Raw genomic sequence first — 15,236 nt, 5'->3', positions numbered from 1 at the left:
CCAAATATGGCTACATCACTCCATAACCTCTCACAGTACGACATCACCACCATCCCCGACGCAAGCAACATGTGCTTCGGCATCGTGGTGGCTGAATGGAACGAGGAGATAACGGGCGCGCTGCTCGACGGAGCCGTCAAGACTCTCGAGAAGCACGGCGCTCTGCCCGAGAACATCCACATCAAGACCGTTCCGGGCAGCTTCGAGCTTATCTACGGCGCTCACCAGATGGTGCTGCACGGCGGCTACGACGCCGTAATCATCCTCGGCAGCGTGATTCGCGGCGAGACTCCTCACTTCGACTACATCTGTCAGGGCGTAACGGCAGGCATCGCACGCCTCAACACAACAAGCGAGATACCTATCATCTACGGCTTGCTCACCACCAACGACTTGCAGCAGGCGCTCGACCGCTGCGGTGGCAAGTACGGCAACAAGGGCGATGAGTGCGCTATCGACGCTATCAAGATGGCGAAGTTCTAACGAATACATTTTTATAACATACAAAAAGTCCGACAAGATCAATACACTTGTCGGACTTTTTTATAATACTTGAAACCCTACATATTTCTTATTATTGCTATCCAATACAACTTGCGATTAACTAAATTATGGTTAGCACTTACTTCCTAAAATATATTCTACACAATACCACTATCGAACAAATCACTTCTGCAACAACAGCAATAGGTAGGCAATACAGAACAGAATCAATAAAACCCAGATTACAATAATAGAGAAAAAATTGCATAGGCAAGTACATTATAAAAAAACCTGTAGAAACACAATACATAAAAGGTAGCGGTTCCTTTTCCAACCATAATTGTTGCCCACAATGGTTACAAGTGGTAGAATACTTTGTCCCTTTTATTATATACTTTATGCATTTTCTTAAGGATACCTTTTTATGACAATAAGGGCATTCTCTATTTTTCATTGATGTTTTTATAAATTACAAATTTTGTTTTGCTATTTCAGTGATGGCAACATTCGTATTGACCGACGCAGACCAAATAAATAAGCTATTTATACTGCGCGATGCGCTCTTTACACTGCTCCATGAGCCACTTCGGCGTGCTCGTAGCACCGCAGATGCCCACCGTACGCACGTCTTCCGTAAACCACGACATATCTATCTCGTCGGCACTTTCTATCTGATAGCTGCGCGCATTGACGCTACGACACTCGTTGAAGAGTACCTTTCCGTTGCTACTCTTGCGACCTGAGACGAAGAGGACGAGGTCGTGACGCGAGGCGAACGATGCGATATTCGGCATACGGTTAGCCACCTGTCTGCAGATGGTGTCGAAGCTGCGGAACGTAGCGCCCTCCTCGATGTGCTGCTGAATGTAGTTGATGACGCGATGGAAGCCATCGAGCGACTTTGTTGTCTGCGAGTAGAGATAGATGTCGCGCGAGAAGTCGAGCTTCTCCACGTCCTCCACCTTCTCTACCACGATAGCCTCGCCTGCGGTCTGCCCCACAAGTCCCAGCACCTCGGCGTGTCCGCGCTTGCCGAAGATAACGATCTGCGCATCGGGCGCCGTGTCGTACTGTCGCTTGATGCGGCGCTGCAGAGCCAGCACCACGGGACACGTAGCGTCGATTATCTCTATGTTGTTCTGCTTCGCCAGAGCGTAAGTCTCGGGCGGTTCGCCGTGAGCACGCAGCAGCACCTTCACGTCGTGCAGGCGGCGCAGGTCGTCATGATTGATAGTGATGAGTCCCTGCTCGTGCAGTCGCTCCACCTCCATACCGTTGTGCACGATGTCGCCGAGGCAGTAGAGCTCGTTGCCCTTGGCAAGTTCCTCCTCAGCCTTCTTTATGGCGGTAGTGACTCCGAAGCAGAAGCCACTACCCTCGTCTATTTCTATTGTCAAATTCATTCCGTCAGAATTACTGTCGTAATACTTCTACGTTCTTTATACCTTATTATTATATTATTATACAATACGCCGATTGTTTATATGACACGCCGATTATAATACGATACCTCGCAGCACTATTCGGCTACAATCTTTATGGTTGTCTTCGGCTGTTTGGGGTCGTTGGTTATCATCAGCACACGCGGTTTCGAGCGCGCCGTCTTCAGCTGTCGTTTCTCTGCCGTCACCTTCAGTTTAGCCGACTCGCCGGGATGCAGCGTCTGCTTGTTGAGCGACACCTGCAAGCCCACGGTGAACATCTGCAGGCTCTTTATCTTCAACACCGACTTGCCGTCGTTGCGTATCACTATCTCGCCCTTCAGTTTCTTCTTCTGGTCGAAGTGTCCGAGGTTGAGCTCTGTGGTAGAGAGGTAGAGCTGCGGCGCGTTAGCAAGCTGCTGCGCCGTGAGATTGTCGAACTTAGGCAGGAGCACAGCCGAGATGCCTATCTCCTTCTCGCGGTTCACCTTGTCGCCGGGGAAGGCTCCGAGGAACACCGATGTCTGCGTCAGACCCATATCGTCGAGCTTGCGCGAGTCGAGCGTCATGGTGATTACACCGCCATGACCTGGCGCAATGTTAGACGGCGACACATCAGCCTTCAGATATTCCGGCAGATGCATCACCACGGGCTGCACCGCAGCGCTCGTAGAGTTGAAGATATGTATCTTCTTCTGCGGACGGTCGCCGCGGTTCACGTCGTCGAACTCCACGTCGTTGCAGTCAGACTTTATGCTGCCCAGCATGAAGTTGTAGTTGCCGCCGTAGTCGACCACCTCGCGCACCACGCTGCCACGCACACGCAGCAAGAGCGGCTTGTCGTCGCCCTCGTTGTATATGCCCACGAGTTTGTCGAAATGGCCCATAGTGGCAGCATCGTACGTGATGCTTATCGTGAACTTCTCGCCGGCTGCTATCGCTTCACGCGGGAATGCCACGTCGGTGCAGCCGCAACTGGTGCACACATCAGTAATGCGCACGGGCTTGTTCGACTTGTTCTTCACTTCAAAGTCGAAAGTGGCAGGTGTCTGATACAACACCTGTCCGCAGTCGATTATCTGGTTCGTCGCTACAATGCTCTGCGCCATGGCTCCGAAGAACGGCAGTGCAAGCAGCGCAACGCTTATAAATATCTTCTTCATACGTATGTGTTACTTTTTCAAAGTGTGTGTGTTATCTGTTCTATTCCACGCTCAGCGCTACAGCCTTAGTGCGTGCGCCGAATTCAGGACTGTAGGCGCACTGTACGGTGCAGGTGCCGGTTTGGTATGTGCCCGCGCGGTCTACGTAATACTCGGTCTCTACGACGTGCTTTCCCTTAGAAAGACGGTCGAAATAATAGTTCGTAGCGTTGTCCTTCGGCTCGCAATAGCAGCCGTCGCGATAGCCCGAGAGCTGTCCGAGCGGCTCAAGACAAGCCGCACGTCGGTCGGCGAGCTGCACAAAATCGTAGTCGCGGTCGGCGTTTATGACGATGCGCACGGAGATGCGGTCGCCTACTGCGAGTGTTTCGCCATCTGTAGCTATACGTTTGCCGTTCTTCAGCACCTCGCGCACTACGCTCATGCCCTCCGCAGCGTCAGCAACATCGGCTGTGGGCTGCACGAATTGTGCGTAGACAGCGCCCCATGACGTGCCGTCGGTTTGCTTCTCGATGCTCAGGATCTTCATCTTTTCGCCTGTCTTGGCGGTCTTAACGTAGCCCATGCCCGCCGTAGCCTTCGGCATGACGAGCGTCTGTCCGTTCAGCTTCAGCACAGCCATCGGCTTGCTTGCGCCAAGCGACTCGCAGTTACCGTCGAAGAACGCATACACCGCATTCACGGAGTTGACAGGAGTGTCCCAAGCCTGCGTACGCTTCGACTGCAGCAGCCATTGCTTCATCTCGTTTACGGTCTGAACGTCGGCTGGAGTCACCGACTGCAATGCCTCGATAGCCGCAACCTGCGACGGAATGCGGTAGTCGAACCATGAATAGAGCGCCTTCGGCGTGTCGAAGTATCGACCCATCGGCGCCTTGTATACTGTATATTCCTTTATGCTCTGCACCATGTCGCGAGCCTCAGCGGCGTAGTTGTTGCCGGCAAGCACAACGGCAGCCACGCTCTTTGCGTAGATGGAGAACTGCGATGTCTGCTTGGCGAGCAACTTCAGAAGGTAGGCGGCGTTGTCCTTCGCCGTGCCCTTCAACTGACGCTTCTGCAGTGTCACGGCGTACAGATAGTCGACAGCCAGTTCGCTCGGACGCAGGTTCTTTGCGTCTTTGCTCGCCTTCATCGCCTTCACTTCCTGTGCGATATGCTTGTCCATGAAGAGGAACGCAGCGTCAATCATGCAGCGCGCTTCGGGCTGCACGCCCACCATCTTGTCGAGTCGGGCGAAGGTTGTGAGCACGCTCATCGTCATGCTCGGCGAACCTGCCATGCCTTTCCACCACGAGAACGAGCCGTCGGCGTTCTGCAAGCGCGAGAGTCGTGAGAAGTTATCGGCAAGTCGGTATGCTGTCTGCGACTCGTCGAAGTAGTTGGCGAGCATCTGCTTCTGTTCTGCCTCGCGTGTGGCGTCCATGAGCCAAGGCGTTTCGCTCAGAAGCATCTGCTTCAGTTCGGCGTTACCCTCGAGCTTGCTCTGCAGCGACGTAACATTCTCGGTTGTCTTTGCCTCAGCCTTCCATAGGTCAACGGTCTTGCGAATAACATCCGACGAGTTCATCAGCGAACGGCTGATTGCGTTGGCGTAATAAGCCGCGGCGAGCGAGACGGCGTTGTCGCCCTCCGCTGTTGCCATCGACGGCAGCGCCTGTATCATCAGCCACTCCGGCGAGTTGGTGTACTCCACCGTGAGGCGGTTCTTCTTGTCAGCCACAGCGAACAGCTTCGTGAGGTCGATATCGAGCTTTCCTGCCGCGTTGAGCGTGAACGCCTGCGAGTTTGTGACGAGTTCCTTGTCGGGTAGAACGGGCAGATAGTGCTGCTCGCCGTCGCTGAAGCCGCGACCCGACGCCGTAACACGGCACACGAGCAGACCGTCGTTAGCAATCTTCGACATATCGAACGCGAACTTAGCCACCGCAGTTTCGCCTGCCTTCGCCGCAAACTTAACATCCTTATGCCAAACCTCCTTTTCGGTCTCAGGGTTGAGGAACGTGAGGCGTGCCGAACCGCTCACCTGCTTGTCGGAAGTGTTGAAGATGCGCGCCGAGAGCACGCCCTTGTCTGCCTGACGCACGAAGCGCGGCACGTTGGGCTGAATCATAACGGTCTTCTTCGCAACGGATGTTGCGGCGAGTGTGCCGTTGTTCATCGCCTCGTCGTGTGCGAGGGCGTAGAACTGCCATGTGGTGACGCTCTCGGGCAGCGTGAACTGCAGCTGCACGTTGCCCTTGTTGTCTGTGAGCAGACCAGGATAGAAGAAAGCCGTTTCGCTCAGATTCTGACGCGTCTGCGCTGTGGAAGTAGTGTTTTGAACCTTGCCTTCTGCGCCTGCATCAGCAGAGCCAGCGGCTTTATCTGCAGACCCTGCGGCTGACTCGGCAGGCACTTCCACATTCTCCAATGCTGCATTACGGTTAGAATCGTACGCAGCATTGCTACCCATCAGCTTCTCTTCCTTCACGCCAGAGACGGCAGCCTTTGCAAACATCTTCACGTTGTCGGAGCGTGAGGCTGTGCAAACTTCGCCTCTTCCAATATATCGTGCAACGTCGTAGAAATGGCTGAAGTCTATCTGCGGTTCGTACAGGAACTTCATGGGCATCTCGCTGTAGACGAACATATTGCGGTTGTAGAACGCTCGCCATGAGAGCCACGGCACGTTGTTGTACATAGGCAGACTGAACTGTAGGCTGTGTGGGCGCAGCTTGTCGAGCGACTTGTCGTAGAGCGTAGCCATAAGCTGCGCCTTTGCCGGCGTGCCGTCGGGGTTGGTGATGTTCAGAGTCCAGGTCTCGCGCTGTCCGGGCACGAGTCGGTCGCGGAAGGTGGTCCACTTTATGTTGAGATGCGTGTCGGGCTGTGGGCGCTCAATGCGCTCGGTGTGCTGATAAGCCTTGCCGTTCTTCACCCAAGCCACGGAGAGCGTGATGCCGTCGCCCCACTCTTCTTTATAGGTGATGGAGCGTGTGCGCACTTCGTTGCGCAAATCGGCTCTGCCGTCCTCTATCACCTTGTCGCCGGCGATGAGCGTGTAGACAACGTGCTGGATGCTGTCGGTAGATCCCAGTTGTATGAAGACAGGTGCCGACTTGCTCTTGAACTGGCGCGAAGAAACGTAGAACCAGTCGTGTGTCTCTACCGGCGCACGGCGGTCTTGCAGCGTGAATGTGACGAACGACTGCGTCAGAGTGTCCGTTCCGCAGTAAGCCACGAAGCGGTGGCGCATCGAAGCGAGCGACTTTCCGTCTACCTGCACCTCGGTGTTAGCCTTGCAGGTGTAGCGGTCGTTGTCTATATAATATGTAACATCACCGTCGATGGGTTCGCCGGCATTGTTCAGATAAGCGAACTTGATGGTGTGCAGGTCGTCGGCGAGTGTCTGTTCGGGCACGTCGCAGGTGAGCAATGTCGGGCGGTCGCTGTACGGGAGAGCCGTTTCTGCGCTCTGGGTCTCGCCCGAAACGTCGGTCACGTGAGCCTCAACGTCGAATGTGAAGTAGCGGTTGTGGCGTTCGTCGTACTGCTCTGGCACGATGACGGGCACCTTCACCGTGAAAGCTCCGTCATTATCGGTCTGCGCTACGCCACTGTAGACTGTCTCCGTGCGAGCGTCTGTAGAAGCGCAACGCCAGAAGAAAGACGGACGGCGCACAACCTTCACCTCCACCTTTGCGCCCTGCACAGGCACACCGGCAAAGCTCTTTGCCTTGGCAGCGAGGCGCACGGTGTCGCCGGCTGCATAGCGCGACGCAGCCTTCTCTATCTCTACGCCGAACGTGGGGCGCTTGTATTCCTCGACGGTGAAGTTGTAGTACTGCACATTGCCGTAGTCGCTGCGCAACGTGTAGACACCGTTCAAGCCGTTCTGCGGCAGAACGAAGTCGGCTGAAGCCATGCCATATTCGTCCGTAGTGACACTCTTCGCGGCAACCTCCTTACGGTTGGCGTCGCGCAGCGTGAGCGTCATGGTCTGCTGCTTCTGTGCCTCGGCGTGCTGGTCGGCGCCGTAATACTTATAGGCGATAGCCGCTACGTGCACGGTCTGACCCGGTCGGTAGATGCGGCGGTCGGTATAGATAGTTGTCGAGGTGGTCTCAAAATGAGTGCGGTTATAGTAGAACCGTCCGTTTATCGACGTCACGGGGAAAGCCTGTTCGTCGGCGGTGGATATAGAGTAAGACACTGGTTCGCGATTGCCGAACTCGACAATCACCTCGCCGTTGGCGTCGCACTCGTAGTGCTTCGCCTCAAGTTTCTCGCCCTCGGCGTTGTTCTTCACAAAGTTCATCAACACCTTTGCACCGGGCACAGCTTCGCCCGTCGTAGCGTTGAGCACAACTACGCGATAACGGTTGCCGGGCAGCGTCTCGATGAGCGGATATATATTGCAGACGCGCAAGATGCGGCGCTCGACGGGCACGTTCACGTTGTCGGTAGAGAGTTCGACGAGATAGAAACCCGAACGCAAGCCGGGAATCTCGAGCGTGTCGCTCACGGTCTTGTAAGCCGGCAGTCCGACATAGCGGCGCACGTCGGTAGCGGGCGCTTCGGCAGTCACGATATGACGGCGCAGGCGGGCGTAGTCCTTGTCGCGGTTTACGTCATACTGCTCGGCACTGGTTATGTTCAGTCGGCTTGCCGTGAGGCGCACTTCGCCTACGTTGTTGGCGCCCAGTACAATCACCTTGCGCGGCACACCGGGCAGAGCCATCTCGCCGCCAAGCAGCGCATGTACAGAGGGTAGCGTTAGACGGCGCTGAGCGTTGCGCAGAATGTTCATGCGCGTCCAGGCGCCCCACTTGGTGAGAGCGTAGTTGATGTAGTTGTTCTTCTCCTCGGCTGTCACGTCCTCGGCGTTCTCCATGAACTCGTAGCGGGCTATCGCCACCTCGCCGCACACCACGAGGTCTCTGTACTCGCTGGCGAGCGAGTCGAGCGACATGATGTACTTCGACTTCTTCACGCGTGTGGCATAGCTGTTGCCGTGCGCCTGCTTCACCATCTGCAAGGCTGTTAGACAGGCACCTTCGCGCTTGCCGTGCGCGGCGTAGTAGTCGTGCATGCCGCGATAGTCGCCGGCTGCAATGCCGATGATGTGCAGCATGTCGTCGTAGTAGTATTTCGAGTCGACGCCGTCCTCAACGAACGGCAGATAGTCGGTGCAGTAGGCTGCGGCAAGAGCTTCGGGATGCGCCATCGAGCGGCGGTAGCACTCGGCGCTAAGCTCCTTGGCGTCGTCGAAGGCGTAGCGGTAAGAGGCGTACATTCGGCCCATCACCGACTGGTATATGGCGGCAAGCACGCGGTCGCCCTTGCGCTCGGCTGTCTCGCCGCTCTTCTTCAGATGGCGCTCCATAGCCGGGATGGAATCTCTTGAGAGCTGAGCCACCCAATCGAGCGAAGCCACCTGCGCCTTGAGCAGATGTCCGTAGGCACGCTCCTTCTCTGCCTTGTCGCTTATCTGTGCGAGCACCTTCAGCGCTGTCTGCGGATGGTCCTTGCCCACCGCCGCGTCGTATTTCTTCCAAAGTGACGTATATGAGTCGGCCATTGCCGTCATCGGCAACAACAGCATGGCTATCAATGTGGCAATTATCGTTCTTTTCATAGCAATTTGTTTTTGTCCGTGATGTGATGTTTTGCATAGATAGTGCTGACATGGAGCTATAAGGTCAGCCCGAATTGCCGAAACGCTACCTATATTATGCAAAAATAAGAAAAAAACACAAGATAGAGGGCGTTAATCGCGAAAAACATTAGGCTTGAAGGGAAAAAAGTAGTTCATCCGAAATATGGCGTGAGTCAATCATGAACCTATAAGTAGCGGAGGTCTCCGGCCTCCGCAGCACCAAGTCGAATACAAATCAGGTTTTTGTTCATTCGTGGCGAACGCCGTCCAATCGGATTCCGTTCGCCACCCAATCGGATTCCGTTCGCCGCCCGATCGGATTCCGTTCGCCGTCCAATCGGATTCCGTCCGCCGCCCGATCGGATTCCGTTCGCCGCCCGGATTAACTGAAAATGAATTACATTCAATTAATTATCAACAACAAGGACGTATTGATTGACTATATCGTTAACCCATTATCTTTTTTAAATACTTAATCAATTTTTGTATAAGGCTTTTCCTCGGTTTCTGGTCAGTAAACGGAAATTGCTTATTATCGATTTTAACCGTAATATTTAATCCATAATGACGGTTATAATCGTTCATCATCTGTTTGAATACCTTTCCGTGATCACGGTTATCTTTAATATTCTTCTGTGCAATATAGCAATGTATCATTTCATGTACTATCGTATCTCTTAAGGCATCTTCACTCCAATTTACGTTATTAGCTATTGCAAAACGTTCATTTTTTAGTTTTTTCGTCTTTTTATCAATCTTATAAGAATATACTCCGCATGTTCGTCGACCTTTATATGTCGTAAATCTTGGTAGACGCAATTCCTTATCGAAATACAAAGTGTTGTATTTCTTAAATAATTCTTTGATTAATTCTTTCGTAATTTTTTCCATACTATATTATCTTTTTACTATCGTCTTCTTTTATATATGTCATATTCAATTCGGTTTTTATATAAATAGTTTAACGATATTCTTATCATTTCCTGACAAATATACCGTTTCTTTTCCAACCGCATCACTATTTATAAGTAATAATTGTTAAAAACAAAAAAGGCTACGACATTACTGCCGTAGCCTTCTATCTTTTCTAATGACTACGGCAGGAATGCCGTAGCCTCCTACGATTACTGCATGTCGTAAACCACCTGCATGAGCTTCTTGCCCAATGCGTCAGCCTCCTCCATCGTTGCAGCCTCGCTGTATACGCGGATAATAGGCTCGGTGTTCGACTTGCGCAGGTGTACCCACTTGTCGGGGAAGTCGATCTTCACGCCGTCGATATCCGTGATTTTCTCCGATGCGTACATCTCCTTCACCTTCTCGAGGATAGCGTCGATGTCGGTAGACGGAGTGAGGTCGATGCGGTTCTTGGCGATGAAGTAGTTGGGGAATGTGCCGCGGAGCTGGCTCGCCGTGCACTTCTTGTGAGCCAGCGAAGAGAGGAACAGAGCGATGCCTACAAGAGCGTCGCGACCGTAGTGGCTCTCCGGGTAGATTACGCCGCCGTTGCCTTCGCCGCCGATTACGGCGCCTACTTCCTTCATCTTTGTCGTAACGTTCACCTCGCCTACTGCCGCTGCTGTGTACGTGCCGCCGTGACGCTCTGTTACGTCGCGCAGAGCGCGTGTAGAAGAAAGGTTAGACACGGTGTTGCCCGGTGTGTGCTGCAGCACGTAGTCGGCTACGCTCACGAGTGTGTATTCCTCGCCGAACATCTCGCCGTTCTCGCAGATGAACGCCAGACGGTCTACGTCGGGGTCGACAACGATGCCGAGGCCGTACTTGCCGCTGCGCATCTCGTCCATGATGCCCTGCAGGTTCTTCTCCAGCGGCTCCGGGTTGTGGGCAAAGTCGCCGTTGGCTGTAGAGTTGAGGATAGTATATTCTACGCCGAGCGCCTTCAGCAGGTCGGGCAGTATGATGCCGCCCACGCTGTTGATAGTGTCTACGCAAACCTTGAACTTAGCGTTGCGGATAGCGTCCACGTCAGCCAGCTTGAGGTCGAGTACGCTCTCGATATGGCGCTGGTTGAACGAGTCGTCGCGTGTGTAAGAGCCGAGCGAATCGACGTCGGCATAGTCGAAGTCTTCCTTCTCGGCGATGCTCAGCACCTCGTTGCCGTCGTCCTTGGTGAGGAACTCGCCTTCGCCGTTGAGCAGTTTCAGTGCGTTCCACTGGCGCGGGTTGTGACTTGCTGTTATGATGATGCCGCCGAGGGCGCCTGTCCAGCGCACAGCCAGCTCTGTTGTAGGCGTTGTGGCGAGGTCGATGTCGATAACGTCGAGTCCCATACCCATGAGTGTGCCGCAAACCACGTTGCGTACCATGTCGCCTGAGATGCGTGCGTCGCGTCCTACGACAATTTTGTTGCGTCCTTCGCCCTTAGCGCCGCGCTTCATGAATGTAGCGTAGGCTGTTGTGAACTTAACGATGTCAAGCGGATTCAGAGTGTCGCCTGTAGGTCCGCCGATAGTGCCGCGGATGCCCGAAATCGATTTAATGAGGGTCATAATCGTATTTGTTTAAAAATGTATTATGTTGAGATAGTGAGGTGTTGAGATGGTGAGATAGGATGCTATCAGACTATCTGCCACGCTCAAGCGAGAGTTCGTAGAGGCAGGGGTAAACGTTCGACGAAGCGTCGCTCTGTCCCTGTGTGTGTGGAACGATGAGGCGTACGAGCGCTGTCTCCTCGCCCTTCGGAATGCGTCCGAGATTGATATACGTGAGCGGAACGAGCCAGCCCGACGGCACAGCCTGCGTGCTGTACTTGCTGTACATGAGACTCTCGCCACTGATGAACGAACCGGTGAAGGTGCCCGATGTGTTCTTCACGCTCATCTTGTCTACCTGCCAGCTGTACTGAGTGATGTTGGTGAGCTGAAGCGCAGAGTCGCCTTCGAGGATGTTGTACTCCTTGAAGCGGCAGAGCACGGTAGCCGTCTCGCCGTCCTTGAGCTTCTCGCCGCCGCCCTTGCGCACAATCTGCATGTATACGCCGGTGCTCTCGAAGAGTACATATTCGTTCTTGGTAGTGTCGGTAACAAAGCCTTTCTTCTCAAATTCAGCCTCAGTGATTTTCTGTATCTTGTGGCTTGTGATGTATCTGTTGATAGCGTTGCGCTCCTTTTTCTTCAGATCGGCGTAGGTAACGCCGTCGTTGCACGCAGCAAGAGCCATTACAGCCACCAGTGTCATGATGATAAGATTGAGTTTCTTCATTCTTCTATTCTGTTTATTTTATGTTATTGTCGTTTTGTTTACACGTTCTCTTTTCTGCTTTTAGGCAGCGGTCCCCATCCGGTGAGCGCTCCTTCGTAGTAGGCGAAAGCCTCTCTCACAATCTTCTCTGCCTCAGCAAGCGAACAGTTGAGTCGTCCGCCGCTCGCGTTGAGATGTCCGCCTCCGTTGAAGAAGTCCTCAGCCATCTTGTTGCATGGGAAATTGCCCACAGAGCGCAGGCTCACCCATATAAGATTGTCGCGACGGTCGTCCTCGCGCAGCGATACTGAGAGCTTCATGCCCTTGATGCGCAGCGGTTCGTTGACGAGTCCTTCGGCGTCGCCCTTTATGAAATGGTATTCGCGCATGTCGCGGCGCGAGATGGTGAAGTAAGAAGCGTGGAGGTCGGAGAACACGTTGAGCTTTTGGCTCATCAGATAGCCGCGCAGACGTATAGCCCAATGGCTGAAGTTGTTGAACACGTTGCGGTAGATGCGGTCTTTGTCGATGCCTTTGGTGAGCAGCTGACTGATGATGAAGAATATCTCGGGCTGCGTAGAGTTGTACGTAAAGCCGCCCGTATCGGTCATCATGCCGCAATAGATATTGACGGCGCACTCTTTCGGCATATCATCGAACTTGCCCAACTGCCAGATGATGCGGAACACAAGCTCCGATGTGCTCGACATATTAGGATGCGACACCGTAAGAACGGTCTGCATCTTCGGGTCGAGATGGTGGTCTATCATCACCTTCTTGGCAGGCGAAGCCTCGAGCGCGTCCTTCATCTCGTCTACACGGTCGCTGCCGTTGAAGTCGAGACAGAACACGAGGTCGGCATTCTGCAATAAAGTTGTGGCTTGTTCGGTATGTTTGTCGTAACGCACGATGGCGTTGGCGCCCGGCATCCACTGCAAGAAGTCGGGATAGGCGTCGGGCACAACGATTGTTGGCGATTTGCCGCAAACCGTCAGAAAGTTAGCCCAGCCGAGCGATGAACCAAGTGCATCACCGTCGGGCGACTTGTGGCAGCAAATCACGATGTTCTGTGCGTTTTCTATTATTTCGTTCAGAGTCTGCACCTCTGAGTCCGATAGTATATTTATGTTCATATCCATTTAGATGCAAAGGTATTAAAAATTCGTGGATATGAACATAAATAAAGTCTTACATTAGTTCTAATTAAATGTTTTTTGCATATTGCGCCATAAAGCGCTTCGCCCATTCGGCGCGAAGCAGCAGGCGTTCGAGTATGAGCAGCGCCACAATAGTGGTGAGTATGCCCAGCAGCACGTCGATGATGTAGTGGTGTGTAGAATATACCGCTGTCCACCAGATGCCCATGCAGATGAATGCGAAGATAGCGATGCAGAGCTTGCTCTGACGGCTTATTATGGCGTAGATGGTAGCTACAAGCATATAAGCAGCGTGCAGCGACGGCACTGCGGCGAACACATTCGAGTTGTTGCAGTAGATGGAATGGAACACCGGCGCACCTACGAGCGAGTCGAAGCGTCCTAATCCGGCTACGCTGCCAGGCGTGTTGAGTACAGGTGTGAATCCATGCTCAATGACATACCATGGCGGGGCGGCGGGATGGATGTAGTAGCCCACAAAACCTACAAGATTGACGAACAGGAAGGCGAGTGAGAAGCGAAGATACATCTCGCGCTTGCCTTTCAGATAGAGATATATGGCGAAACCTAACGGCACGGGCACCCAGCACAGATAGAAGAAGCCTGCCATAAAGTCGGCGAAGGCACAGTTGTGCAGGTTGAACCACTCGCCGGGGATGAGTGTGCCGGCGGCTGTTCCAATACCAAACAGCGACTTCTCGGCTTCGTATATACCGCGTGTGTCGATGGGGTTCACCTCGTAGTTGGGCAAAAGGCGCATACCGTCGTAGCTGCACGCGAAGACAAGCCAGGGCGTGAGCGCCAAGGCGAACTTGCGCGTGGGCTTGACGGCAACGAGTATTGCCCAAATTATTATTAGCTTTATACTGAACATTGCTGTTATTTGTTGTTATCCTTCTCTGTAAGCACCTTGTAGCAGTGGATGACGCGCCAGAAAGCGGTGATATTGGCGAGTACGGCGATGATGATCATCGGCACAACGAGCACCCAGACATTGGCGCAAACGCCGCAGAAGATGGCTCCAACGGCTGTAACAACAACTCGTTCGGGGCGCTGCATAAGGCCTACCTTACACTCTATGTCCAAGCCCTCGGCACGAGCACGAACGTAGCTCACCATTACCGAGCCAACCATAGCCGCGAATGTAACGACACCAGCCCACTGCCAGTCGTTCTGCTGCATAAGCAGATAGTAGCAGATGCCGAAGAGCGTGCAAAGCTCGCTGTAGCGGTCGAGGGTTGAGTCCCAAAGGGCGCCGAACGTAGACGACATGCCGCCCATACGAGCAAGGCGTCCGTCCATCATGTCGAACAGACCGGCAAAGAGAATGACGCCGCCAGCCCATCCTATCCATGCGTAAGCCTCTGTATCTGCAAGCTCGGCGGCATAGATGAACATTGCTGTCGCTACGAGGTTGAGCACGAAGCCGGTTGTGGTGATGAAGTTGGGAGTAATGCCGATCTTTATCATGCCTTTAATGAAAGGATTGATGATAGCATAGATAACCTTTTGCAAGAAATCCCTGTAATTCATATTCTTTTATTTTACGTTTTGTATGTTTGTTATTTCTTTTCCTATACTGTTACGATATTCCTACGCATGAGCAAGCGTACGATACGGATGGACTACCGTACGATACAGCAAGTAGCCTGCGACTTATGCCTGCTGGTTGCTACGGTTGGCGCGGAACACGAATGTGCGTTGTAGATGATAGTTCCAGAACACAGCCACGAATGCAGCCACAATGGTTTTCGATATCATGTAGTTTGCTCCGCTCAGCTCGGTCAGTTGCCATGTGCCGGCGGTGTTGAGCACGATGCTGCCTACCCATACGAAGGTGTATCGCAGCGCCACATACTTCTTCTTCATGCCGAACGTATGGAACACCCAACGATAGTTGATGCCGCAGTTGGTGAGTCCGCCGCACACCGCACCGATGAACGTGGAGTAGCCGTACCATACGTCCACAAGACTGGTGAGTATGAGCGTAATGCCGAAGTCCACCGCCGATGCCACCCATGCCGAGCATTGAGCTTTGCCGAACATGATTGCTTTTTCTTTTACGTTGTTCATCGGAGAGTGTACTAAGTTATGTAATTATATATATTATTAATGTGTAAATATCGTGCAAGTGTTGCGTAGAAACACAATGGTGTGCAAAATTAGTAGA

11 protein-coding genes are annotated in these 15,236 nt (G+C 53.1%); 1 reads left to right on the top strand and 10 read right to left on the bottom strand.

Annotated elements, in window-relative coordinates; translation table 11 throughout:
• The first annotated feature begins 6 nt into the window (after positions 1–6).
• A complete protein-coding gene (gene ribH / locus KTQ90_RS01025) occupies positions 7–483 on the top strand; it encodes a 6,7-dimethyl-8-ribityllumazine synthase (RefSeq protein ID WP_007898616.1) in 477 nt (158 codons plus the stop codon).
• A gap of 539 nt (positions 484–1,022) precedes the next feature.
• On the opposite strand, the gene KTQ90_RS01020 is transcribed toward ribH, so the two are convergent.
• The 10 genes from KTQ90_RS01020 to KTQ90_RS00975 all read right to left on the bottom strand — a co-directional run bounded on the left by KTQ90_RS01020 (position 1,023) and on the right by KTQ90_RS00975 (position 15,139).
• Positions 1,023–1,886, bottom strand: coding sequence for a 4-hydroxy-3-methylbut-2-enyl diphosphate reductase (locus KTQ90_RS01020; RefSeq protein ID WP_217316881.1), 864 nt, complete (start codon positions 1,884–1,886; stop codon positions 1,023–1,025).
• Between the two features lie 116 nt (positions 1,887–2,002).
• Positions 2,003–3,067: a DUF1573 domain-containing protein gene (locus KTQ90_RS01015; protein ID WP_217316880.1), complete on the bottom strand. Its 1,065-nt coding sequence runs from the start codon at positions 3,065–3,067 to the stop codon at positions 2,003–2,005.
• 40 nt (positions 3,068–3,107) lie between these two features.
• Complete coding sequence (locus KTQ90_RS01010) at positions 3,108–8,687, bottom strand: alpha-2-macroglobulin family protein (protein ID WP_217316879.1); 5,580 nt, start codon at positions 8,685–8,687, stop codon at positions 3,108–3,110.
• Positions 8,688–9,155: 468 nt separating this feature from the next.
• The gene (locus KTQ90_RS01005; protein ID WP_217316878.1) at positions 9,156–9,599 is read right to left on the bottom strand and encodes a SprT-like domain-containing protein; all 444 of its coding nucleotides are present in this window, start codon (positions 9,597–9,599) and stop codon (positions 9,156–9,158) included.
• Positions 9,600–9,832: 233 nt separating this feature from the next.
• Complete coding sequence (gene glmM, locus KTQ90_RS01000) at positions 9,833–11,218, bottom strand: phosphoglucosamine mutase (RefSeq protein ID WP_217316877.1); 1,386 nt, start codon at positions 11,216–11,218, stop codon at positions 9,833–9,835.
• Between the two features lie 73 nt (positions 11,219–11,291).
• On the bottom strand, positions 11,292–11,930 hold the full coding sequence (locus KTQ90_RS00995; protein ID WP_022158925.1) for a BamK family beta-barrel-assembly machinery protein: 639 nt from the start codon (positions 11,928–11,930) through the stop codon (positions 11,292–11,294).
• Between the two features lie 38 nt (positions 11,931–11,968).
• Positions 11,969–13,042, bottom strand: coding sequence for a DHH family phosphoesterase (locus KTQ90_RS00990; RefSeq protein ID WP_217316876.1), 1,074 nt, complete (start codon positions 13,040–13,042; stop codon positions 11,969–11,971).
• A 70-nt stretch (positions 13,043–13,112) separates the two neighbouring features.
• A complete protein-coding gene (locus KTQ90_RS00985) occupies positions 13,113–13,940 on the bottom strand; it encodes a phosphatase PAP2 family protein (protein WP_217316875.1) in 828 nt (275 codons plus the stop codon).
• 5 nt (positions 13,941–13,945) lie between these two features.
• Entirely contained in the window at positions 13,946–14,599 is a 654-nt protein-coding gene (locus KTQ90_RS00980) for a CDP-alcohol phosphatidyltransferase family protein (protein WP_217316874.1), read from the bottom strand.
• Between the two features lie 123 nt (positions 14,600–14,722).
• A complete protein-coding gene (locus KTQ90_RS00975; RefSeq protein ID WP_217316873.1) occupies positions 14,723–15,139 on the bottom strand; it encodes a GtrA family protein in 417 nt (138 codons plus the stop codon).
• Between the last annotated feature and the right edge of the window lie 97 nt (positions 15,140–15,236).

The sequence above is a fragment of the Leyella stercorea genome, from assembly GCF_019052365.1.
Lineage (GTDB): Bacteria > Bacteroidota > Bacteroidia > Bacteroidales > Bacteroidaceae > Prevotella.
The sequence above is the reverse complement of the archived record's forward strand: the minus strand, read 5'-3'. Positions and strand labels throughout refer to the sequence as shown.

Bases quoted from the DNA above. Each gene is read 5' to 3' on its own strand.
- ribH (WP_007898616.1), top strand. From the start codon at position 7: ATGGCTACATCACTCCATAACCTCTCACAGTACGACATCACCACCATC.
- KTQ90_RS01020 (WP_217316881.1), bottom strand. From the start codon at position 1,886: ATGAATTTGACAATAGAAATAGACGAGGGTAGTGGCTTCTGCTTCGGA.
- KTQ90_RS01015 (WP_217316880.1), bottom strand. From the start codon at position 3,067: ATGAAGAAGATATTTATAAGCGTTGCGCTGCTTGCACTGCCGTTCTTC.
- KTQ90_RS01010 (WP_217316879.1), bottom strand. From the start codon at position 8,687: ATGAAAAGAACGATAATTGCCACATTGATAGCCATGCTGTTGTTGCCG.
- KTQ90_RS01005 (WP_217316878.1), bottom strand. From the start codon at position 9,599: ATGGAAAAAATTACGAAAGAATTAATCAAAGAATTATTTAAGAAATAC.
- glmM (WP_217316877.1), bottom strand. From the start codon at position 11,218: ATGACCCTCATTAAATCGATTTCGGGCATCCGCGGCACTATCGGCGGA.
- KTQ90_RS00995 (WP_022158925.1), bottom strand. From the start codon at position 11,930: ATGAAGAAACTCAATCTTATCATCATGACACTGGTGGCTGTAATGGCT.
- KTQ90_RS00990 (WP_217316876.1), bottom strand. From the start codon at position 13,042: ATGAACATAAATATACTATCGGACTCAGAGGTGCAGACTCTGAACGAA.
- KTQ90_RS00985 (WP_217316875.1), bottom strand. From the start codon at position 13,940: ATGTTCAGTATAAAGCTAATAATAATTTGGGCAATACTCGTTGCCGTC.
- KTQ90_RS00980 (WP_217316874.1), bottom strand. From the start codon at position 14,599: ATGAATTACAGGGATTTCTTGCAAAAGGTTATCTATGCTATCATCAAT.
- KTQ90_RS00975 (WP_217316873.1), bottom strand. From the start codon at position 15,139: ATGAACAACGTAAAAGAAAAAGCAATCATGTTCGGCAAAGCTCAATGC.